The sequence below is a fragment of the Mesorhizobium sp. ESP7-2 genome (assembly GCF_020164715.1).
Taxonomy (GTDB): Bacteria; Pseudomonadota; Alphaproteobacteria; order Rhizobiales; family Rhizobiaceae; genus Mesorhizobium.
Window position 1 is genome coordinate 11,694 of the sequence record NZ_JAIUGQ010000019.1, and the last position, 19,951, is coordinate 31,644.

Below are 19,951 nucleotides of genomic sequence, written 5' to 3' on the forward strand. Positions count from 1 at the left end.
GAAGAGCGGATTGATGGGAGAGAAGATGCAACGGTGGCGGCCAGCCGTGTTGCCGTGGCTAGAGTCACGGAGGCGATTGGCGGCGCAATCGGCGGAGGCCGCCCGTTGAAACTCAGATGACTGAAGATGATCCCAGCGTCGCCACGGTCTTCAGCGCACCGTCGAGCATGTCGCCCTTCTCGTCCTTGAGCGCCGCCTCGCGCAAGCGGCGGATCCAGTCGGCGGCGTCGTCGCGGCCCTCGAGCAGGTCGAGAGCAGAGAGTACGCGGTCGAATTTCGACTGGGCGCGCACATGCGTGTCGCTGTAGCCCTTGATCAGCCGGCGGCAGTTGAGGATTTCGACGGCAACGGCATAGTCTTGCCCAACATGGTCGAGCGCCAGCGTATACCAACGTTCCAGATGCGCGGTCTCGACCTGGTGGCGCAGCAGGCGGCGACGCCAGCGACGCAGGCCGCCGATGAACCACAGGGCGGCGAAGCCGGCAAAGCTGTCGGTGCGGATGCGGCGGCCATGGTTGATGCGGCGGTCGAGGAAGCCGGCGAGTTTGGGCCGGTTCTCGATGTAGCTGCCCAGCTCCGCCGGCAGCGTGCCGCAGAACTCCTCGATGCGCGGATGGAAGTATTCGGTCACTTGCAGGACCGAACCGCCCTTGACGCCAACCTCCTTGCGGACCCGCCTGTCGCGGGTCGAGCGCGTCTTCAGATCGGCGACGCGGATCATGTCGTCGTAGCACATGGCATTGGCCAGATGCTTGGCCGTCGCGCTGGACAGCGCATGGGCGTGGCCGGCGCTGTCCAGCGCGACGGCCTTGTCCAGCCGGTCGAGATATTCGCGCCCATAGGCGATGTCCTGATAGTCGACGACCTTTCTCAGGCCGCGAAGCGCCATGTCGCGCACCGCCGCTGGCATCAGGTCGATGCGGGCGGCTAGCGCCTGCCATCCCTGCAGCAGATTTTGCGGACCGCTCACGCGCCCGGTACCGAGGGCGGATTCGACAATCGCTGCCTCCGCCGGTTTTGACGAAGGTGTTGCCACGCCGCGCGCGCGATCGAACGCCACGCCGAAGGCGGCGAGGCTGGCCTTGACGCCACGGCCGCCGTTGCCGATTGCCTGCTCATAGCTCTCGCGGGTAAACGGCAGTGCGTCGGAGCCGGCCAGCGCGCCAAGCAGGCTGGCCGAGATCATCGAGCCGTTGTTGGCGGCGATCTTTTCCATATCGAAAGCGATGAAGCGCTTCGACGCGGCCTCCGCCGTGGCGTGGACCTTGGACGACGAAGCGCGGCCGTCGCCCGGTTCAATCTTTTCCGAGACGGCGGCGATGCGGTGCGAGGAAGCGATCAGCGTGGTGCGGTTGGGGGTGACGAAGCCCCTGATGATGGCACGGCCGGCTTCCATCAATTCGGCGGCGATCAATATGTCGACATCGCCCTGCGAGGGCGACAGCGCGAAGACCGGCAGCCGGCCGGTGTCGCGGGCCATTTCGATATAATAGATGGTGGCGCCGGTGCGCTGGGCGACGCCGGCGACCGACGTCGATTGCGCGACATAGCCATTCCGCTCGGCGACATCGGTGATCCAGTCGGCCAGCACGCCGCCGCCCTGGCCGCCAACCGCCAGCACGGCTAGCTTGATCACCGGCTCATCGGCAGCACCGGACCTGGGACGCAGGGAGGGAACAGGCTCAAGCATCGGCGAATGTCAGGCGCCGGCTTTCGCGCCGCCTCTGCAGGAAGCCGATCGTCGCGCGGCGCGTGGCTTCGAGGAAACGATCCCAGCGGCTTGGATTGTGTACGACATCGGCGCGGTAGAAGGACGGGCAGAGCACAGCCGCGTCCGCCACCTCGCCGCAATTGCCGCAGCCGACGCAGTTCTGGTCGATCGATGCGACCGGATCGTCGCGCAGCGGATCGTCCAGCGACTTCACCGACAGCGACGGACAGCCGGAGAGCCGCATGCAGGCATGGTCGCCGGTGCAGATGTCCTCGTCGACGCCGAATTTCGGTTTGACGACACGCTCGCCGCCTTTGATCGCTTTGTCGACCAGCGGCTTTTCGCGGCGCTGGCGGTTGAGCATGCATTCCGACGAAGCGACGATGACTTTTGGCCCCTTTTCGTCCGTCGTCAGCGCCTCGCGCAAGGTGTCCTGCATCTTGCCGACATCGTAGGTGCGGTCGACGTGGCGCAGCCATTTGACGCCCATGCCTTTCACCGCCTCGGTGATCGGATGCTTGGTCGACTTCGTCTTGTTGCCGGCGCGCGACGACAGGATGTCCTGCCCCCCAGTGGCCGCGGAGTAAAAATTGTCGACGATGACGATGACGCCGTCATTCTTGTTGAACACCGCATTGCCGATCGAGGAGGTCAGGCCGTTGTGCCAGAAGCCGCCGTCGCCGACGAAGGAGATCGAGCGGCGCTTGGTGTCGGGCGAATTGAACGCCGAGGCCGAGGCCGGACCCAGCCCGTAGCCCATGGTTGTAGCGCCGAGTTCGAAAGGCGGCATGATCGAGAACAGATGGCAGCCGATGTCGGAGGCGATGTGGTGCTTGCCGAGCTCCTGCTCGACCAGTTTGGTTGCAGCAAAGATCGGCCGTTCCGGGCAGCCTATGCAAAAGCCGGGCGGGCGGCCCGGTACGACGTTGATCAGATCAGCCGTGTCGACGCCGTCGCCGATCTTGTTGGGCGCGCGCACTTCGCCCGGCAACAGATGCGGTGCCTCGGCGCGCAGGAAGGCGCCGATGCCGTCGAGCATGACCTGGCCGGTATATTCGCCGGCCATCGGCAGATGCTCCTTGCCGACCAGCCTGGTGCCGCGCCCCGCCTTGTGCAGCATCGCGGCAAAGGCCTGTTCGATGTAGTTGGGCTGGCCTTCCTCGACCACCAGCACCGCCTGCTTGCCCTCGCAGAAGGACAGAAACTCGTCGTCGATCAGCGGATAGACGGCATTGAGGACGTAGAGCGGCACATCGGTGTCGCCATAGGTGTCGGCAAGGCCGAGCCGCTGCAGCGCGCGGACGACCGAATTGTACATGCCGCCCTGCATGACGATGCCGACCGAGCCGTGGTCCGAGCCGAAGAACTCGTTGATCTTGTTCCTGGTGATGAAATCCACCGCCGCCGGCCAGCGCTTCGCCACCTTCTCCTTCTCGTGCAGGAAGGAGGCGGGCGGCAGCACGATGCGGCCGGTGTCGCGGCGCGGTGCGTCCAGCGCATCGGCGACCGTCATCGGCGGGCGCTTGTTGTCCTTGGCGATGAAATGGCCATGCACATGGCAGCAGCGGATGCGCACCTGCAGCATGACCGGCGTGTTGGAGATTTCCGACAGCTCGAAACCATCCTCCACCGCCTTGACGATCGACGGCAGGTTCGGACGCGGGTCGAGCAGCCAGACCTGGCTCTTCATGGCGAAGGCATGGCTGCGCTCCTGCATGATCGAGGAGCCCTCGCCATAATCCTCGCCGACGATGATCAGCGCGCCGCCGGTGACGCCGCCGGAGGCGAGATTGGCCAGCGCGTCTGAAGCGACGTTGGTGCCGACCGTCGACTTGAAGGTCGCGGCACCACGGATCGGGTAGTGCACCGAGGCGGCGAGCATGGCGGTGGCGGTGGCTTCCGAGGCGCTGGCCTCGAAATGCACGCCGAGCTCGCCCAGAATGTCCTGCGCGTCGGCCAGCACGTCCATCAGATGGCTGATCGGCGCGCCCTGGTAGCCGCCGACATAGCCGACGCCGCATTGCAGCAGCGCCTTGGTGATGGCGAGGATGCCCTCGCCGGCAAATTCCTCGCCGGCGCCGAGCCTGAGTTTTTCGACTTCCTTGGCAAAAGACCGTTCGGCCATCTCTGCCTCCTTCCCTTGCCGCCGACAGCCGGCGGCGCGTGCGTTCTAGAATCCTTGTTTACGCATGTCGTTTCCCCAAAACCGGGTCCACTTTTGGGCGACATGCATTAGATGTCGTGCTTGCGAATGTTCTTCAGCATCTTCAAAAGCGTGGCGATAAGCGCTGCATATTCCGCGTCGTCGATATCGTCGAACATCGCCTCGAACGCGTCATGCATGGCCGGCCAGGCGCGGGTGAACTCGGCGCGCCCCTCGTCGGTCAGGAACACATGGCGGATGCGGCTGTCGGTGACGCCCTGCTCGCGCCGCACGAACCCTTGCCCCTCCAGCGTGTCCAGCGTGCGGCTCAAGGTCGACTGCTCGATGACAGTATAGACCGAGAGGTCGTTGACGGTGACGCCGTCGGTGACCGACAGCACGGCCAGCGTGCGCACCTGCGAAATCGTCAGGCCCTGCTTGCGGAAATCTTCACGCAAGGTGGCGTTGTAGCGGCCCATGATGCGGTTCATCAGATAGGGCGCGAATTGCTGCAGGCCGATCTGACCGAGGGTCGAAATGCGTTGGCGTTTTTCGGCGACCTTCTGTTCCATCACAGTTTCCCCGCCAGCAGGAAACCGGAGCCGCCGCCAAGGCCAGCACCGGGATGGGTCGAGGCACCGATATGGTAGAGGTTCTTGATGCCGGTCTGGTGGTTGCGGCTGGTCTTGAACGGCCGCCACAGGAAGGACTGGTCAATGGTCGAGGAGCCACCGTAGGGATCGCCGCCGACCAGGTTGACGTTCATCGCCTCGAGATCGGCCGGCGAATAGGCGCGGCGCGCGATGATGCTGTCCTTGAAGCCGTCGATATGGCTGGCGAGGATCGCTTCGGCACGGTCGGCATAGGCTTCGCGCAGCGCCTCGGTCCATTGACCGTCAGCCGGCGCCTGCAGCTTGCCGGCAGCGTCGCCCTTGATGTGGCGCGGCGCCTCGGGCAATTGCAGCCACAGGATCGCCTTGCCTTCCGGGCAGCGCGACGGGTCGAGCGCATGCGGCTGGCCGACACAGATGGTCGGCACATCAGGCAGCATGCCGCGCGCCGCCTCGTTGCAGGCTTTCGAGACGCCATCCAGGCCAGGCGTCAGATGCAGCAGCGCCACCTTGTCGAGGCCCTCGCCGCCGCGCCAGGCCGGTGGCTTGTCGAGGGCGTAGTGGATCTGGAAGTTGCCTTTGCCATAGCGGTATTTCCGCGTCGCTTCGACGTCGTCCTTCGGAGCGTCCGTGCCGAGCAGGCGACCATAAAGCTGCGTCGGCGTGACCGAGCAGATGACGCTCTTGGTGGCGTGAACGGTTTCGCCCGAGGCCAGCCGTACGCCTGTGGCGCGACCTCCGGTCAGGAGGATGGAGGCAACGTCCGCTTCGGTGGAAATGACGCCGCCACGCTCCTTGATGAGCGCCTCGAAAGCCGACAGCAGGTTCTTCGCGCCGCCCTTGACGATCGGCGCGCCGGCAGCCTCCAGCGCGAAGGCGATCACCTTGGCGATCTGGCCGGAAAAGCCGTCTTCCGGGCCAAGCCCGGCATGCAGCACCCACGGCGCCCAGAGCGCGCGGACGGTCTCGGACTGATAAGCGCTTTCCAGCCAGCCGCGCGCCGACACAAGGGCGTCACCGAGAAAGGCGGCAAGCCCGCGCGGACCACGCCGCCAGGCGTCGCCGGCCAGCAGCTTGGCCGTCGGATAGGACCACAGACTGCCGCTGAGCAAGCCGAACAGCAGGCCGGCATTGCGCTCGATGCCGCCGACATCTTCCGCATGGCGGTCACCGTCGCCGGCCGCGATCGCGTTGAACGCAGCGATGTTGGCGGCGCGGTCGGTGGTGAGCACCGCGTGGCTGCCATCCGGCCGCAGCACGCCCGTTGGCGTGCCGGTGTGGCAGAATTCCAGCCCGTGCCGGGCGAGGTCGGCGCCCAGTGCCGCGAAGGCCGGCGAGGTGATGAACAGCACGAAGGTCGTCGCCATCACGTCGTGGATGAAGCCGGGCGCGGTGATCTCCTCGGTGCGCATGCAGCCGCCGATACGGTCATTGCGCTCCAGCACGAGCACCCTGGCGCCATTACCGCCAAGCATCGCCGCGCAAACCAGCCCATTGATGCCGCTGCCGACGATGATGTGATCGGGGGCGTTCATTGATGATTCCCCGGGACCAGCTGGTAGGCATCCGAGGTCAGCCCTCTACGGCGCCCCCCTCTGTCCTGCCGGACATCTCCCCCACGAGGGGGGAGATTGGCAGCTTTGGCGCCCCGCTCGTTCTTGCAACGTTGGAAATTGGCGAAGGCAACGATGACAGCCGATCTCCCCCCTCGTGGGGGAGATGTCCGGCAGGACAGAGGGGGGCGCCGTAGAGCGGCGGCCTTGCCAGGCTGCCCCTTCCCACCCATCACTACAACATCTGCTGCAACCATGATCTTCTCCCGAAGACCGCCTACGCCCTATTTCCCCGGCACCAGCGCGAGTGCGCGGATCGGGCTGCCCGTGCCGTGCTCGATCTTGAGCGGTGCCGCGATCAGGATGGCACCTTTCGGCGGCAACTGGTCGAGGTTGCAGAGGCTGGCCAATCCATAGCGGTTGGCCTTGTGCATCAGCGTGTGCGCCGGGAATGGCGGCTCCATGCCGCCGGCCTTGCCGGCATCGGTGCCGATGGTCTCCGAGCCCCAGCCCTTGATATTCTTGCTGATCAGGAACTGGATGGCTTCAGCCGTCGGGCCGGGCGTGTGCGGGCCGGTCTCGTTGGCGTTGAGGAACTCGGCTTCCGAGCCGTTGCGCTTGTACCAGTCGGTGCGCATCACCACCCACTCGCCGGCATTGATGGCGCCATGCTTGGCTTCCCAGGCCTTGATGTGGTCGACGGTGAGCAGGAAATCAGGGTCGGCGGCGGCCTCTTTCGAACAGTCGATGACATTGACCGGACCGATGAAATTCTGCGCCGGAATGGTGTCGGTGGCGCCGTCCGGATAGTCCTTACCGCTGATCCAATGCTGCGGCGCGTCGAAATGCGTGCCGGAATGCTCGCCGAGCTTCAGCCAGTTCCACGCCCACCACGGACCGTTCTTGTCGTAGCGGGAGATCGAGTGGATCTCGACCTTCGGCGTGTCGACGGCGAGCTCCGGCGGGAGCTTGATCAGCGGTGTGTCCGGTCCGAGCGGCGCCGTCAGGTCGACCACCTTGATGGCGCCGGAAAGGAGCTGGCCGGCGACTTCGCCGAGAAGTTTTTGGGTGTCCATGGTCTCTGTTCCCTCTTGTCTGACATGATCAAGGCTCGTCTCGGCCCTTAATATCCTACTAGACGAAAACATATGCATCTGCAATTATCTTTAAGCATAAAGGAAATGGGAACGGGGCGTGAGCGAGTTCGACGCCATCTTTGTCGGGGCGGGCCACAACACTCTGGCATGCGCTGCGCATCTGGCGCTCAAGGGCTGGAAAACCGGGGTTTTCGAGCGCAGCGCGACAATCGGCGGCGCCGTCCAGACCCGCGAATTCACCCTCCCCGGCTTCCGCCACGACTTCGGCGCGATGAATCTGAGCCTGTTCGCCGGCTCCGCCTTCCACCAGAAATATGCAAATGAATTGAAAGCGCAGGGGCTGGAATTCGCGCCGGTCGCCGACTGTTTCGCCAGCGCGTTCCCGGATGGACGCTGGTTCGGCGTCAGCAGCGATCTGGAAAAGACCGCCGGCCGCATGGCCGCGTTCTCCGCCGCCGATGCCGCAACGTGGCGCAGGCTGGTTGCCGCCTTCCCGGCCGAAGCCGAGCATTTGTTCAGGCTGCTGGGCTCGCCGATGAGCGCCCGTGCGCTTGCGGGCACCGCCTGGAACCTGTGGCGCAAGAAGGGTGTTTCGGGCGCGCTCGACACCGGCCGGCTGCTGTTGTCTTCGCCGCGCGCCTGGCTGGAGGAAAATTTCGAGTCTCCACACATCGGGGCGACGCTCGCCACCTGGGGCATGCATCTCGACTTCGCGCCCGACATCGCCGGCGGCGCCGTGTTTCCCTATCTGGAATCGATGGCCAACCAGAGTTTTGGGATGGTGCTCGGCAAGGGCGGCGCCGACACGATCATCCGTGCGCTGGCCGGCATGGTGACGTCGGCCGGCGGCAAGATCGTCCCCAGTGCCGATGTCACCGAGATCAGCGTCTCAGGCGGCAAGGCCACCGGCGCGCGGCTTGCTTCCGGCGAGACGCATACGGCCACCAGGGCGGTCATTGCAGGCGTCGCGCCCAAGGCGCTGACCGGCAAGCTGCTGCCCGGAGGTTCCGGCGATGCCGGCTTCGACACGGCGATGCAGAAATTCCGGCATGCGCCGGGCACGATGATGATCCACCTGGCGCTGGCCGATTTGCCGGACTGGCGCGCCGGAGCAGAGCTGCGCCAATTCGCCTATGTGCATCTGGCGCCATCGCTCGACCAGATGTCGCGCACCTATCAGCAGGCGATGGCAGGCATGCTGCCGGACGAACCGGTGCTGGTCGTCGGCCAGCCGACCGCGGTCGATCCGTCGCGCGCACCTGCGGGCAAGCATGTGCTGTGGGTGCAGGTGCGCATGCTGCCCGCCGAAATCGCGGGCGACGCCTCGGCCAAGATCGCGCCGGCGCATTGGGATCAGGTCAAGGAGGCCTACGCCGACCGCGTGCTCGACATCATCGAAACCTACGCGCCGGGCCTGCGCGCAAAAGTCCTCGGCCGCGCGGTGTTTTCGCCCATCGATCTCGAGCGCGAGAACCCGAACCTCGTCGGCGGCGACCAGGTCTGCGGCAGCCATCACCTGTCGCAGAACTTCCTGTTCCGTCCTGCGCGCGGCTATGCCGGCTGGAACACGCCGGTCAGCAATCTGCACCTCACCGGCGCCGCGACATGGCCCGGTGCCGGCACGGGCGCCGCCTCGGGGTTCATGCTCGCGCAACAACTTGGCGGGAGGTAGGCCAGACGATTTCATGAGGGCGACGAGAGGCAAGGCGCTGCTGCCGACGAAGCCCGAACCAATGACCGGACGAAGCCGCGCGAAGACAATACCAACAAGGGGAACGACCATGACAATCAACAGACGCGAATTGCTGGGGTACAGTGCCGCGGCACTTGGCGTGGCCGCCGTTGGCCTGCCAACCATCGCCAAAGCCGCCGCCGGCGAACTGACCATCGCCTACAACGTCAACCTGCCGTCCTGGGATCCGACCACCGGACCGTCAGCCGTCAACCCGACAATCCAGGGTCTCTACCAGTCGGTGTTCGACCAGTTCATCCCGCAGAAGCCGGACCTGTCCTTCGCGCCTGGCCTGCTCACCGAATGGGGCTGGAACGACGACCGCACCAAGATCATGATGACGGTGCGCGAAGGCGTGAAATGGCATGACGGCTCACCCTTCACACCGGAAGACGTCGTCTGGTCGCTGCAGCGCGCTGGCGACGAAAAGACCGGCAATCCGATCCAGTTCGTCTGGAAAAACGTCAGCAATTTCAAGATCGACGGCAACAAGATCACAGGCGACGTCGTGCAGTTCGACCCGGTCTATTTCAAGTGGATGTCGTTTCTGACCGGCTACATCATGCCCAAGGCCTATTACGAGAAGGTCGGCGCCGAAGGGTTCGAGAAGGCGCCGATCGGCACCGGCCCCTACATGGTCGAGAAGTTCGAGCGCAATGCCTTCCTGCGGCTGAAGGCCAATCCGAATTATTGGGGCGGCAAGCCGGCCTTCGAGAATGTGACGATCAAGTTCGTCACCGATGCGGCAAGCCGCGTCGCCGAGATCGAATCCGGTTCCTCGCAGGTGACGCTCGAAATCCCCTATGAGGAATACGACCGGCTGATCGCCAAGGACGGGCTCGCCGGCTCGATCAAGAATGTTTCCGACATCGGCATGATCTTCTTCAACGACATCGAAGCGATGCTGGACAAGAACGTGCGCCAGGCAGCTGTCATGGCGGTGGACAAGGAGCTTCTGGTCAAGCGGCTGCTGCGCGGCTATGGCCAGCCGATCGCCACGCTGGAGACGCCGGAATACACGGCTTTCGATGCCTCGATCAAGGTCGAGCACAATCCGGAGAAGGCCAAGGAGTTGCTGGCGGCATCAGGCTATTCGCCGGAAAAGCCGGTCAAGTTCACCATCCAGACGACCAAGGGCTTCAAGCCCAAGGACTATGAGATGATCCAGGCGATCGTCGGCATGTGGCGCAAGGTTGGCATCGATGCGACGATCGAGGTCTACGAGATCGCCAAGCACTACGAACTGCGCGCCGCCGACAAGCTCGCGCCCGCGGCCTTCTACAACTGGGGCAACGCCATTGGCGATCCGACCACCTCGACCGGCTTTGCCATGTATGGGCCGAGCCCGCATTCGGTCTGGGACAGCCAGGACCTGATCGACATGATCAATCCGCTGTGGGGAGAGAAAGACGAGGCCAAGCGCATCGCCGGCTGGAAGGCGGTCGACAAATACATCGCCGAACAGGCCTATGTGCTGCCGCTGATGCAGTACGCGCAGCCGATCGTGCATGCCAAGGGCGTCAATGTGGTGCAGCATATTTCCGGCGCGCTGCTGCCGGCGCTGATGACCCCAGCCTGATCGGCCTGGAATTGCCGCGCGCCGTCGCCAATGACGGCGCGCATTTTCCATCGGGCATACGAGCCCAAGGGCTCCCGAAGATTTAAATGCTCCTGCAACGATTCCTGATCCGTCTGCTGACGATGCTGATCACGCTGTTCGGCGTGGCCGTCGTCGTATTCGTGGTCATCCGCGTCGCGCCCGGCGACCCGATCGCCATGATGCTGCCGCCCGGCGCCACCAGTGACGACATCGCCCGGCTGCGCGCGCTCTACGGGCTCGACAAAACGATCGTCGAACAGTTCTTCATCTGGCTGTCCGGTGTCGCCAGGGGCGATTTCGGCACCTCGATCTCGCTGCGGCAAGACGTGCTTGGCCTCGTCTTCAATCGGCTGCCGGCGACGCTGGAGCTGGCCATCGTCGCGCTTGTCATGGCGGTGGCGATAGGCGGCACGACGGCGATCCTCGGCGCGCGCGAACGCGGTACGGCGGTCGAGGCCGGCATCGACATCGCCAGCGGTGCGGCGCTGTCGATTCCCGACTTCCTGTGGGGCCTGGTGCTGATCCTGCTGTTCGGCGTGCTGGTGCCGATCTTCGACATTTCGGGCCGCGTGTCGCCGCAACTCGACCTGCCCTTCGTCACCCAATTCTATTTCTTCGAGAGCCTGCTTCGGCTGCGCCTCGACCTGACCTGGGACCTGTTGAAACACATGCTGATGCCGGCGATTGCCCTGGCGCTGCCGCTGGCGGCAATCATCTCGCAGCTGTTGAAACAGTCGCTGAAGCAAGTGCTCGACCTCGACTATGTCGTGCTGGCACGGGTCAAAGGATTTTCGGAGACGCAGGTCATTCTGCGCGAGGCGCTGAAGAACGCCGCCCTGCCGACACTGACCCTGGTCGGCGTGCAGTTCACCTTCCTCATCGGCGGCACGGTCATCGTCGAACGGCTGTTCTCCTATGAGGGCCTCGGCAACATGGCGATCGACGCCGTCATCAACCGCGACCTGCCGCTGATCCAGGGCATCGTGCTGGTCTTCGCGCTGCTGTTCGTGCTGATCAACCTTGCCGTCGACATGATGTATGCGCTGCTCAATCCGAGGCTGCGCCGTGGATGAGGCACGCATCTCGCGACGCGGATTGAGCCCGAGGCTGTGGCTGGCCGGCGGCTGGCTGCTCATCGCGCTCTTGGCGGCGATTTTCGCGCCGCTGGTCGCGCCGCAGGATCCGCTGGCGCAGGATTTAATGCTCGAACGTCTGCCGCCGTTCTGGCTCGATGGCGCCGAGCCTGGTTATTGGCTCGGCACCGACAGCCTCGGCCGCGACCTGCTCTCGCGCCTGATCTTCGGTGGCCGCATCGCCTTCATCGTCGCCTTTGCCGCGGCCATCGCCGCCTGCGTCGTCGGTTCGACGCTCGGCTTGATCGCCGGCTATTTCGGCGGCTGGGCGGACCGGATCATCTCGCGCATCGTCGATATCTGGATGGCGTTCCCGCCGGTGCTGTTCGCCATTCTTCTGGTCGCCGTGCTCGGCACCGGCTTAAGCTCCGTCATTCTCGCGATCGCCATCATCGACTGGACGCGCTTCTGCCGCGTGATCCGTGCCGAAGCCATGGGTCAGTCGCGCATGGATTATGTCGAGAATGCCCGCATCGCCGGTTATGGCCGTATCGGCATCATGCTGCGCGAGGTGCTGCCCAACGTGGTGCCGTCTATCGTGGCGCTGCTGTCGCTGGAAATGGGCATCGCCGTCATCGTCGAGGCGATCCTGTCCTTCGTCAATTTGTCGATCTCGACCGACGATCCTACCTGGGGCGGCATCATCGCCGAGGGCCGGCTGTCGATCCATCAGGCCTGGTGGGTTCTGGTTTTCCCGCTGATCACGCTCATCCTTACCGTGCTCTCGTTCAGCCAGTTCGGCGAAGCGCTGAAGACGCGTTTCGATCCGGTGCTGCGATGAGCGCCTGTCTCGACATCGCCAATCTGAGCGCCGTGCTGGCCAACGGCCAGCGCGTGCTGCGCTCGGTATCGCTCTCAGTGCAGCCCGGCGAAGTGCGTGCCCTGGTAGGCGAAAGCGGCGCCGGCAAGACGATGATCGGCAAGGCGGTGCTTGGCGTCCTGCCATCGAGCGTGCGCGTCGTCGAGGGCGATATGCGGATCGAGGGCGAAGACCTCGGCAAACTCCAGCCCAGGGCGCGGCGCACGCTGATCGGCGCGCGCACCGCGCTGATTCCGCAGGATCCGCTGACAGCGCTCAACCCGTCGCGCCGCATCGGCCCGCAGATGACCGACCGGCTGGTGCGCATCCTCGGCTGGAGCGGCGACAGAGCCGACCGGCGTATCCGGCAATTGCTGGACGAGGTGCAGATTCGCGACCCCGACCGCGTGCTGAAGAGCTATCCGCACGAACTGTCCGGCGGCATGCGCCAGCGCGTGCTGATTGCGGCGGCCTTCGCCGCCGAGCCACGGCTGATCGTCGCCGACGAGCCGACCACGGCGCTCGACGTCACCGTGCAGAAGCAGATCCTTCGGCTGATCGCCGCGTTGCAGCGCGAGCACGGCACCGCGATCCTGTTCGTCACACACGATCTCGGCGTCGTCGCCAAGATCAGCCAGAAAGTGTCGGTGCTCTATGCCGGCAAGGTGGTGGAAGAGGCCGAGACCGCTGATCTCTTCGCGGCACCTCGGCACCCCTACACCCGGGCACTGATGGCTGCGACGCCGCGCTACACCGATCCCTTCGCCTCGCTGAAACCGGTGGACGAGTCGGTGCTGGCCGGACTTGCCGCCGAGATCGCTTCCGTCGATCAGGCCTGGAGGCGTCCGCATGGCTGAGCCGCTGTTTTCCGTGCGCGAGCTGAAGGTCGCGCTGCCCGACATGACGCGCAAGCCGCTGATCGGCCGCGCACCGCTGGCCGAGATTCTGAAAGGCCTGGATTTCGACCTGCCCAAGGGCTCGGTCACGGGCATCGTCGGCGAATCCGGGTCCGGGAAATCGACGCTTGGCCGCGCGCTGGTGCGGCTATTGGAGCCGAGTGCCGGCAGCATCCGTTTCGAGGGCCGCGATATCACGCATCTGCCGGAAGCGGCACTGCGGCCGCTGCGCCGCGACCTGCAGATGATCTTCCAGGATCCGATGTCGTCGCTCAACCCGCGCCGCACCATTGCCAGCATCATCGCCGCACCGCTCAAGCAGAACGGGCTTGGCGACAATCTGAAGACACGTGTCGCCGAGGCATTGCAACGCGTCGGCCTGCCGCAGAGCTTCGCCAGCCGCTTCCGCCACCAACTGTCGGGCGGCCAGCGCCAGCGCGTCGGCATTGCGCGCGCGCTGGCGCTGTCGCCCAAATTCGTGCTGGCCGACGAGATCGTCTCCGGGCTCGACGTCTCCACGCAGGCGCAGATCCTCACCCTGCTGGAGAAGCTTGCCGCGGAGATGGGCCTGACGGTGGCCTTCATCAGCCACGATCTGTCGGTCATCCGGCGGCTCTGCCAACAGGTGATCGTCATGCGCGAAGGCAGGATCGTCGAGGCGAGCGCCACGGACGCGCTGTTCGACAATCCCAGGGAGACTTACACGCGAGACCTGCTTGCCGCCATTCCGCTTCCCGAGATCGACGCGGACTGGCTGCGGCCGCCCGCATAAGACTTTTCATCCCGCACACGAGCGGAGCCCGCTCCTGTTCGGCTCGATGGAGGCGGCGGCGGATACGCTTGAAGACCATCGCGCAAGCGAGCAACCCAACGTCCGCACAATCATTTCGACATAAAACTTTAAGCTTGAAATATCTTATCTCCGGCGCGATACTGAGGTACAGCAAGCGAAGAGGAGATCGCACGGATGAAGGTTGCGGTTCTCGGCGGCGGACCAGCCGGCACCTACTTTGCCATTTCGATGAAGCTGAGGGACGCCGCGCACGACGTGACGGTTTTCGAGCGCAACCGCGCCGACGACACGTTCGGCTGGGGGGTCGTGCTATCGGCCGAGACGCTCGATAATCTTGCGAAGAACGATCCGGTCAGCGCCGTCTGGATCAAGAAGCATTTCGCCTATTGGGACGACATCGCCGTCATCCATGACGGCGTGCGCACGGTCTCGTCAGGCCACGGCTTCTGCGGCATCGGCCGCAAGCGCCTGCTGGTCCTCTTGCAGCGCCGCGCCCGCGAACTCGGCGTCAAGCTGATGTTCGAAACCGACATCGCCGACCCAAAACCCTATATGGAAACGCATGACCTGGTCGTCGCCGCCGACGGCTTGAACTCCAGGGCGCGCAACAGCTTCGTTGATATCTTCAAGCCCGACATCGACACGCGCAAGTGCAAGTTCGTCTGGCTGGGCACCAAGCAGAAATTCGACGACGCTTTCACCTTCATCTTCGAAAAGACCGAGCATGGCTGGGTGTGGGCGCATGCCTACCAGTTCGACAGCGACACCGCGACCTTCATCGTCGAGTGCAGCGAACAGACCTGGGCCGCCTTCGGCTTCGGCGCGATGACGCAGCAGGAGTCCATCGCTGTCTGTGAGCGCATCTTTGCCAAACATCTTGGCGGCCACGCGCTGATGACCAACGCCAACCATATCAGGGGCTCGGCCTGGATCAATTTCCCGCGCGTGCTGTGCGAGCGCTGGTCCTACAAGAATCTGGCGCTGATGGGCGACGCCGCGGCCTCGGCGCATTTCTCGATCGGTTCCGGCACCAAGCTCGCCCTGGAAAGCGCGGTGGCGCTGGCCGACTATGTCGAAACCGAACCGGACCTCGAGGCCGCGTTCCGCAAATATGAGGATGCCCGCCGCACCGAGGTGCTGAAGCTGCAGTCGGCGGCGCGCAATTCTCTGGAATGGTTCGAGGAGGTCGAACGCTATCTCGGTCTCGATCCGGTGCAGTTCAACTATTCGCTTTTGACCCGCTCGCAACGCATCAGCCACGAGAATCTGCGGCTGCGCGATGCCGAGTGGCTGGGCGGCGCGGAAGAGTGGTTCCAGCGCCAGGCCGGTGCCGGCGGCAACAGGCTGCGCCGGGCGCCGATGTTCGCGCCCTTCAAATTGCGCGACATGGTCCTCAACAACCGCGTCGTCGTTTCGCCGATGGCGCAGTACAAGGCCGTCGACGGCTGCCCGACCGACTGGCATTTCACCCATTATGCCGAGCGCGCCAAGGGCGGCGCCGGGCTCGTCTATATCGAGATGACCTGCGTCAGCCCGGAAGGACGCATCACGCCCGGCTGCCCCGGCTTCTACGCGCCCGAACATGAGATGGCATGGAGGCGGCTGGTCGACTTCGTCCATACCGAAACCGAAGCGAAGATATGCGCCCAGATCGGCCATTCCGGCGCCAAGGGTTCCACCCGTGTCGGCTGGGAAGGCACCGACGTGCCGCTGGTCTCGGGCAACTGGCCTGTCATGGCGGCATCGGCCGTTGCGTGGTCGCCTGAGAACCAAGTGCCGAAGGCGATGAACCGCGCCGACATGGATTTGGTGCGCGATCAATTCGTGGCCTCAGCCGAGATGGCCGATCGCTGCGGCTTCGACATGCTGGAGATCCACGCCGCGCACGGCTATCTGCTGTCGTCATTCATTACGCCGGTCACCAATCGGCGCACGGACGCCTATGGCGGCTCGCTTGAGAACCGCATGCGCTATCCCCTCGAAATCTTCCACGCGGTGCGCGCCGCCTGGCCGGCGGGAAAACCGATCTCGGTGCGCATTTCGGCCAATGACTGGGTCGGCATCGAAGGCGTGACGCCGGCAGATGCCGTCGAGATCGCCCGGATGCTGCACGAGGCCGGCGTCGACATCTGCGACGTCTCGGCCGGCCAGACGTCGGTTGCCGCCAAGCCGGTCTATGGCCGCATGTTCCAGACGCCGTTTTCGGACCGCATTCGCAACGAAGTCGGCATGGCGACGATGGCTGTCGGCAACATCTACGAGCCCGACCATGTCAATTCGATCTTGATGGCCGGCCGCGCCGACCTCGTGGCGCTGGCACGGCCGCATCTCGCCGATCCCTACTGGATGCTGCATGCGGCGGTGACGCTCGGCGACCGTGGCGTCAAATGGCCGGATCCCTATCTGCCCGGGCGTGATCAGATTTACCGACTGGCCGAGCGCGACGCGGCCGCGGGGCTGAAAGTATGACGGCCGCGACGACGATTCCCGGCAAGCACGCGCTGGTCACCGGCGGCGGCTCCGGCGTCGGCCGGGCCATCGCGCTCACTTTGGCCGAGGCTGGTGCCGACGTGACCATATGTGGGCGCCGCGAAGCTGAGCTCGCCAAGCTTGCCAGCGCAAACGGCCACATCCATGGCATCGTCGCCGATGTCACCAATGAGGTGGCGATGGCATCGCTTTACGAGACGGCGGAGGCCGCGCGCGGGCCGTTCGACATCGTTGTCGCCAATGCCGGCACGGCCGGCAGCACGCCGGCGCACAAGACCTCACTGGCCGACTGGCAGCGAACGCTCGACGTCAATCTGACCGGCGCCTTCCTGACGGTGAAGCCGGCGCTGGCCGGCATGGCCGCGCGCAAGGCAGGCCGCATCGTCTTCATCGCATCGACCGCCGGACTGAAAGGCTACGCCTATGTCGCGCCTTACGTCGCGGCCAAGCACGGCGTCGTCGGCCTGATGCGGGCGCTTGCCGCCGAGTCGGCGAAATCCGGCGTCACCGTCAATGCGGTGTGTCCGGGCTTCGTCGAGACCGACATGTTGGAGGAATCCATCCAGCGCATCATCGAAAAGACCGGCCGCTCGGCTGGCGAGGCGCGAGCCAGCCTCGTCTCGACCAATCCGCAAGGCCGCTTTATCCAGCCGCAGGAAATTGCCGAAGCCGTGCTGTGGCTGTGCGGCGACGCTGCGGCGTCGATCACCGGACAGGCCATTTCTATCTCGGGAGGTGAAACATGGTAGCCGGCCCCCTGCCCGTGCCATCGGGACCCGGCAAGGACCGGCTGCGTCTTTGGATCAGGCTGCTGCGCGCCTCGCGCACGATCGAAGCCGAACTGCGCGAACGGCTAAAGAAGGAATTCGATACGACCCTGCCGCGCTTCGACGTCATGGCCGCGCTTTACCGGGCGCCGGAAGGCATGCTGATGAGCGACCTGTCACGCTTCCTGCTGGTGTCCAACGGCAATGTCACCGGCATTGTCGACCGGCTGGTGTCGGAAGGACTTGTCGCCCGCGCGCGCCGCAATGGCGACCGCCGCACCTCCATGGTGCGGTTGACCGACGAGGGCACGAAGTCCTTCGCCACCATCGCCGCCGCGCATGAGGGCTGGATCGGTGAATTGCTGGGCAAGGTCAGCGAGGAGGATGCGCGCCGGCTGACCGGCATGCTGACCTCGTTCCGCAGCAACTGGGAGGGACGCGAATGACTGCAATGGCCGGCCTGAAGCCGAAGCATTTCCTGTGGGAGGTCGAGGGCAGGATCGCCAAGATCCGGCTCGACCGGCCGGAGCGCAAGAATCCGCTGACTTTCGACAGCTATGCCGAGCTACGCGACACGTTCCGCGACCTCGTCTATGCCGACGATATCGACGCCGTGGTGTTCCTGTCCAATGGCGGCAATTTCTGCTCCGGCGGCGATGTCCACGACATCATCGGTCCGCTGGTCAAGATGGACATGAAGCAACTTCTCGCCTTCACCCGCATGACCGGCGATTTCGTCAAGGCGATGCTCAATTGCGGCAAGCCGATCCTCGCGGCGGTGGACGGCGTGGCGGTCGGCGCCGGCGCCATCATCGCCATGAGTTCGGACATCCGCATCGCCACGCCGGAAGCCAAGACGGCGTTCCTGTTCACCCGTGTCGGCCTTGCCGGCTGCGACATGGGCGCCTGCGCGATCCTGCCGCGCATCATCGGCCAGGGCCGCGCCGCCGAACTGCTCTACACCGGCCGCACCATGACGGCTACGGAAGGCGAGCGCTGGGGGTTCTACAACAGGCTGGTCGATGCGGCGGCTCTCGAGGCCGACGCGCTGGAGATGGCGGCACGGATCGCCTCCGGCCCGACCTTCGCCCACGGCATCACCAAGACGCAGCTCAACCAGGAATGGTCGATGAGCCTCGACCAGGCGATCGAGGCCGAAGCGCAGGCGCAGGCAATCTGCATGCAGACGCGCGATTTCGAGCGGGCGTACCTGGCTTTCGTGGCCAAGGAAAAGCCGGTGTTCGAGGGAAATTGAGGATGATCGGTTTGCGCCCAGGCACCCCCCTCTGGCCTGCCGGCCATCTCCCCCGCAAGGGGGGAGATCGGCTGACTGCATCGCTTTCGCCAATCGCCGGCGTTGCAAGATGGGCGGGAAGATTGAAGCTGCCAATCTCCCCCCTTGCGGAGGAGATGCCCGGCAGGGCAGAGGGGGGTGCGACGGATCGCCACCAAGACCAAGGGCGCACCCATGCCTGACCGCTCCTTCCTCGCCTGGCCGTTTTTCGACGACCACCATCGCGACCTCGCCGAGCACCTCGACGCGTGGTGCGCGAAAAACCTGCCCGTCGATCATCATGACGTCGATGCCGCCTGCCGTGAACTGGTGGCGAAGCTCGGCAGGGACGGCTGGCTGAAGCCGACGGCGCTCGACATCGACAATCCGGGACCGCTCGACGTACGCACTCTGTGCATCACGCGCGAGACGCTGGCGCGCCATGATGGGTTGGCAGACTTCGCCTTCGCCATGCAGGGGCTCGGCACCGGCGCGCTCAGCCTGTTCGGCACGCCGGACCAGCAGCAATGGCTGGCGAAGACACGCGCCGGCAAAGCGATCTCCGCCTTTGCCCTGTCGGAGCCGCGCTCCGGATCCGATGTCGCCAACACCGAGATGACGGCGACGCGTGACGGCGACAGCTACGTTCTCACCGGCGAGAAGACCTGGATCTCCAATGGCGGCATCGCCGATCTTTATGTTGTCTTTGCCCGCACGGGAGAGGCACCGGGCGCCAAGGGGCTTTCGGCCTTCATCGTGCCGGGAGACGCCAAGGGCCTCGGTATCGCCGAACGTCTCGAAGTCATCGCGCCGCATCCGCTGGCGCGGCTTTCGTTCGGTCAGGTCCGGCTGCCCGTCTCAGCGCTGATCGGCAGGCCGGGCGACGGTTTTCGCATCGCCATGTCGGTGCTCGACGTGTTCCGCTCGACGGTCGGCGCGGCGGCGCTCGGCTTTGCCCGCCGCGCGCTCGATGAAAGCATCAAGCGCGTGGCCGAGCGCAAATTGTTCGGCGCGCCTATGGCCGAGTTGCAGATGGTGCAGGGCCATGTCGCCGACATGGCGCTCGACATTGATGCGGCGGCGCTGCTGGTCTATCGCGCCGCCTGGACCAAGGACATGGGCGCCGCGCGGGTGACGCGCGAGGCGGCGATGGCCAAGCTGTTCGCCACCGACAAGGCGCAGGAGGTCATCGACAAAGCGGTGCAACTGCATGGCGGCGACGGTGTCCGCAAAGGCCACGTGGTCGAGAGCCTGTATCGCGAAATTCGCGCACTGCGCATCTATGAGGGAGCATCGGACGTGCAGAAGGTGGTGATCGCGCGGCAGGTGATGGGCGAGGCCTGAACAGGTCGC

At 65.0% G+C, this 19,951-nt stretch carries 16 protein-coding genes; 11 read left to right on the forward strand and 5 right to left on the reverse strand.

From position 1 onward, the window contains the following. Positions 1-112 precede the first annotated feature (112 nt). From LB543_RS18720 to LB543_RS18740, 5 genes are all read right to left on the reverse strand, one after another. Positions 113-1,690 carry an indolepyruvate oxidoreductase subunit beta family protein gene (locus LB543_RS18720; RefSeq protein ID WP_224615123.1) on the reverse strand — a complete coding sequence of 526 codons (1,578 nt, stop codon included), beginning with the start codon at positions 1,688-1,690 and terminating at the stop codon, positions 113-115. Continuing rightward, positions 1,683-3,836: an indolepyruvate ferredoxin oxidoreductase subunit alpha gene (locus LB543_RS18725; protein ID WP_224615124.1), complete on the reverse strand. Its 2,154-nt coding sequence runs from the start codon at positions 3,834-3,836 to the stop codon at positions 1,683-1,685. The genes LB543_RS18720 and LB543_RS18725 overlap by 8 nt, the downstream gene beginning before the upstream one ends. A 107-nt stretch (positions 3,837-3,943) precedes the next feature. Then, positions 3,944-4,426: a MarR family winged helix-turn-helix transcriptional regulator gene (locus tag LB543_RS18730; protein ID WP_140757942.1), complete on the reverse strand. Its 483-nt coding sequence runs from the start codon at positions 4,424-4,426 to the stop codon at positions 3,944-3,946. Continuing rightward, positions 4,426-6,000 carry a phytoene desaturase family protein gene (locus tag LB543_RS18735; protein WP_224594267.1) on the reverse strand — a complete coding sequence of 525 codons (1,575 nt, stop codon included), beginning with the start codon at positions 5,998-6,000 and terminating at the stop codon, positions 4,426-4,428. The genes LB543_RS18730 and LB543_RS18735 overlap by 1 nt, the downstream gene beginning before the upstream one ends. A 302-nt stretch (positions 6,001-6,302) precedes the next feature. Then, a complete protein-coding gene (locus LB543_RS18740) occupies positions 6,303-7,094 on the reverse strand; it encodes a cyclase family protein (RefSeq protein WP_140810880.1) in 792 nt (263 codons plus the stop codon). Positions 7,095-7,212: 118 nt separating this feature from the next. Here LB543_RS18740 and LB543_RS18745 point away from each other — a divergent pair, with 118 nt between their 5' ends. From LB543_RS18745 to LB543_RS18795, 11 genes are all read left to right on the forward strand, one after another. Next, positions 7,213-8,787, forward strand: coding sequence for a phytoene desaturase family protein (locus LB543_RS18745; protein WP_224615125.1), 1,575 nt, complete (start codon positions 7,213-7,215; stop codon positions 8,785-8,787). A 109-nt stretch (positions 8,788-8,896) separates the two neighbouring features. Continuing rightward, positions 8,897-10,426: an ABC transporter substrate-binding protein gene (locus LB543_RS18750; protein WP_224615126.1), complete on the forward strand. Its 1,530-nt coding sequence runs from the start codon at positions 8,897-8,899 to the stop codon at positions 10,424-10,426. Between the two features lie 86 nt (positions 10,427-10,512). After that, on the forward strand, positions 10,513-11,520 hold the full coding sequence (locus LB543_RS18755; RefSeq protein ID WP_224615127.1) for an ABC transporter permease: 1,008 nt from the start codon (positions 10,513-10,515) through the stop codon (positions 11,518-11,520). Next, complete coding sequence (locus tag LB543_RS18760) at positions 11,513-12,361, forward strand: ABC transporter permease (RefSeq protein WP_140810875.1); 849 nt, start codon at positions 11,513-11,515, stop codon at positions 12,359-12,361. Before LB543_RS18755 ends, LB543_RS18760 begins: the two co-directional genes overlap by 8 nt. Beyond that, the gene (locus tag LB543_RS18765) at positions 12,358-13,236 is read left to right on the forward strand and encodes an ABC transporter ATP-binding protein (RefSeq protein ID WP_224615128.1); all 879 of its coding nucleotides are present in this window, start codon (positions 12,358-12,360) and stop codon (positions 13,234-13,236) included. The genes LB543_RS18760 and LB543_RS18765 overlap by 4 nt, the downstream gene beginning before the upstream one ends. Continuing rightward, positions 13,229-14,047: an ATP-binding cassette domain-containing protein gene (locus LB543_RS18770; protein WP_224615129.1), complete on the forward strand. Its 819-nt coding sequence runs from the start codon at positions 13,229-13,231 to the stop codon at positions 14,045-14,047. The genes LB543_RS18765 and LB543_RS18770 overlap by 8 nt, the downstream gene beginning before the upstream one ends. A gap of 195 nt (positions 14,048-14,242) precedes the next feature. After that, a complete protein-coding gene (locus LB543_RS18775) occupies positions 14,243-16,537 on the forward strand; it encodes a bifunctional salicylyl-CoA 5-hydroxylase/oxidoreductase (protein ID WP_224615130.1) in 2,295 nt (764 codons plus the stop codon). Beyond that, positions 16,534-17,307: an SDR family NAD(P)-dependent oxidoreductase gene (locus LB543_RS18780; RefSeq protein ID WP_224615131.1), complete on the forward strand. Its 774-nt coding sequence runs from the start codon at positions 16,534-16,536 to the stop codon at positions 17,305-17,307. The genes LB543_RS18775 and LB543_RS18780 overlap by 4 nt, the downstream gene beginning before the upstream one ends. Next, a complete protein-coding gene (locus tag LB543_RS18785; RefSeq protein ID WP_224615132.1) occupies positions 17,301-17,771 on the forward strand; it encodes a MarR family winged helix-turn-helix transcriptional regulator in 471 nt (156 codons plus the stop codon). The genes LB543_RS18780 and LB543_RS18785 overlap by 7 nt, the downstream gene beginning before the upstream one ends. Further along, complete coding sequence (locus LB543_RS18790) at positions 17,768-18,580, forward strand: enoyl-CoA hydratase family protein (protein WP_224615133.1); 813 nt, start codon at positions 17,768-17,770, stop codon at positions 18,578-18,580. Before LB543_RS18785 ends, LB543_RS18790 begins: the two co-directional genes overlap by 4 nt. Before the next feature lie 213 nt (positions 18,581-18,793). Next, positions 18,794-19,942 carry an acyl-CoA dehydrogenase family protein gene (locus tag LB543_RS18795; protein WP_224615179.1) on the forward strand — a complete coding sequence of 383 codons (1,149 nt, stop codon included), beginning with the start codon at positions 18,794-18,796 and terminating at the stop codon, positions 19,940-19,942. Positions 19,943-19,951 lie beyond the last annotated feature (9 nt).

Coding starts and splice junctions, on each gene's coding strand:
- LB543_RS18725 (WP_224615124.1), bottom strand. CDS start 3,836: ATGGCCGAACGGTCTTTTGCCAAGGAAGTCGAAAAACTCAGGCTCGGC.
- LB543_RS18770 (WP_224615129.1), top strand. CDS start 13,229: ATGGCTGAGCCGCTGTTTTCCGTGCGCGAGCTGAAGGTCGCGCTGCCC.
- LB543_RS18790 (WP_224615133.1), top strand. CDS start 17,768: ATGACTGCAATGGCCGGCCTGAAGCCGAAGCATTTCCTGTGGGAGGTC.
- LB543_RS18780 (WP_224615131.1), top strand. CDS start 16,534: ATGACGGCCGCGACGACGATTCCCGGCAAGCACGCGCTGGTCACCGGC.
- LB543_RS18740 (WP_140810880.1), bottom strand. CDS start 7,094: ATGGACACCCAAAAACTTCTCGGCGAAGTCGCCGGCCAGCTCCTTTCC.
- LB543_RS18720 (WP_224615123.1), bottom strand. CDS start 1,690: ATGCTTGAGCCTGTTCCCTCCCTGCGTCCCAGGTCCGGTGCTGCCGAT.
- LB543_RS18795 (WP_224615179.1), top strand. CDS start 18,794: ATGCCTGACCGCTCCTTCCTCGCCTGGCCGTTTTTCGACGACCACCAT.
- LB543_RS18765 (WP_224615128.1), top strand. CDS start 12,358: ATGAGCGCCTGTCTCGACATCGCCAATCTGAGCGCCGTGCTGGCCAAC.
- LB543_RS18755 (WP_224615127.1), top strand. CDS start 10,513: ATGCTCCTGCAACGATTCCTGATCCGTCTGCTGACGATGCTGATCACG.
- LB543_RS18735 (WP_224594267.1), bottom strand. CDS start 6,000: ATGAACGCCCCCGATCACATCATCGTCGGCAGCGGCATCAATGGGCTG.
- LB543_RS18785 (WP_224615132.1), top strand. CDS start 17,301: ATGGTAGCCGGCCCCCTGCCCGTGCCATCGGGACCCGGCAAGGACCGG.
- LB543_RS18775 (WP_224615130.1), top strand. CDS start 14,243: ATGAAGGTTGCGGTTCTCGGCGGCGGACCAGCCGGCACCTACTTTGCC.
- LB543_RS18730 (WP_140757942.1), bottom strand. CDS start 4,426: ATGGAACAGAAGGTCGCCGAAAAACGCCAACGCATTTCGACCCTCGGT.
- LB543_RS18750 (WP_224615126.1), top strand. CDS start 8,897: ATGACAATCAACAGACGCGAATTGCTGGGGTACAGTGCCGCGGCACTT.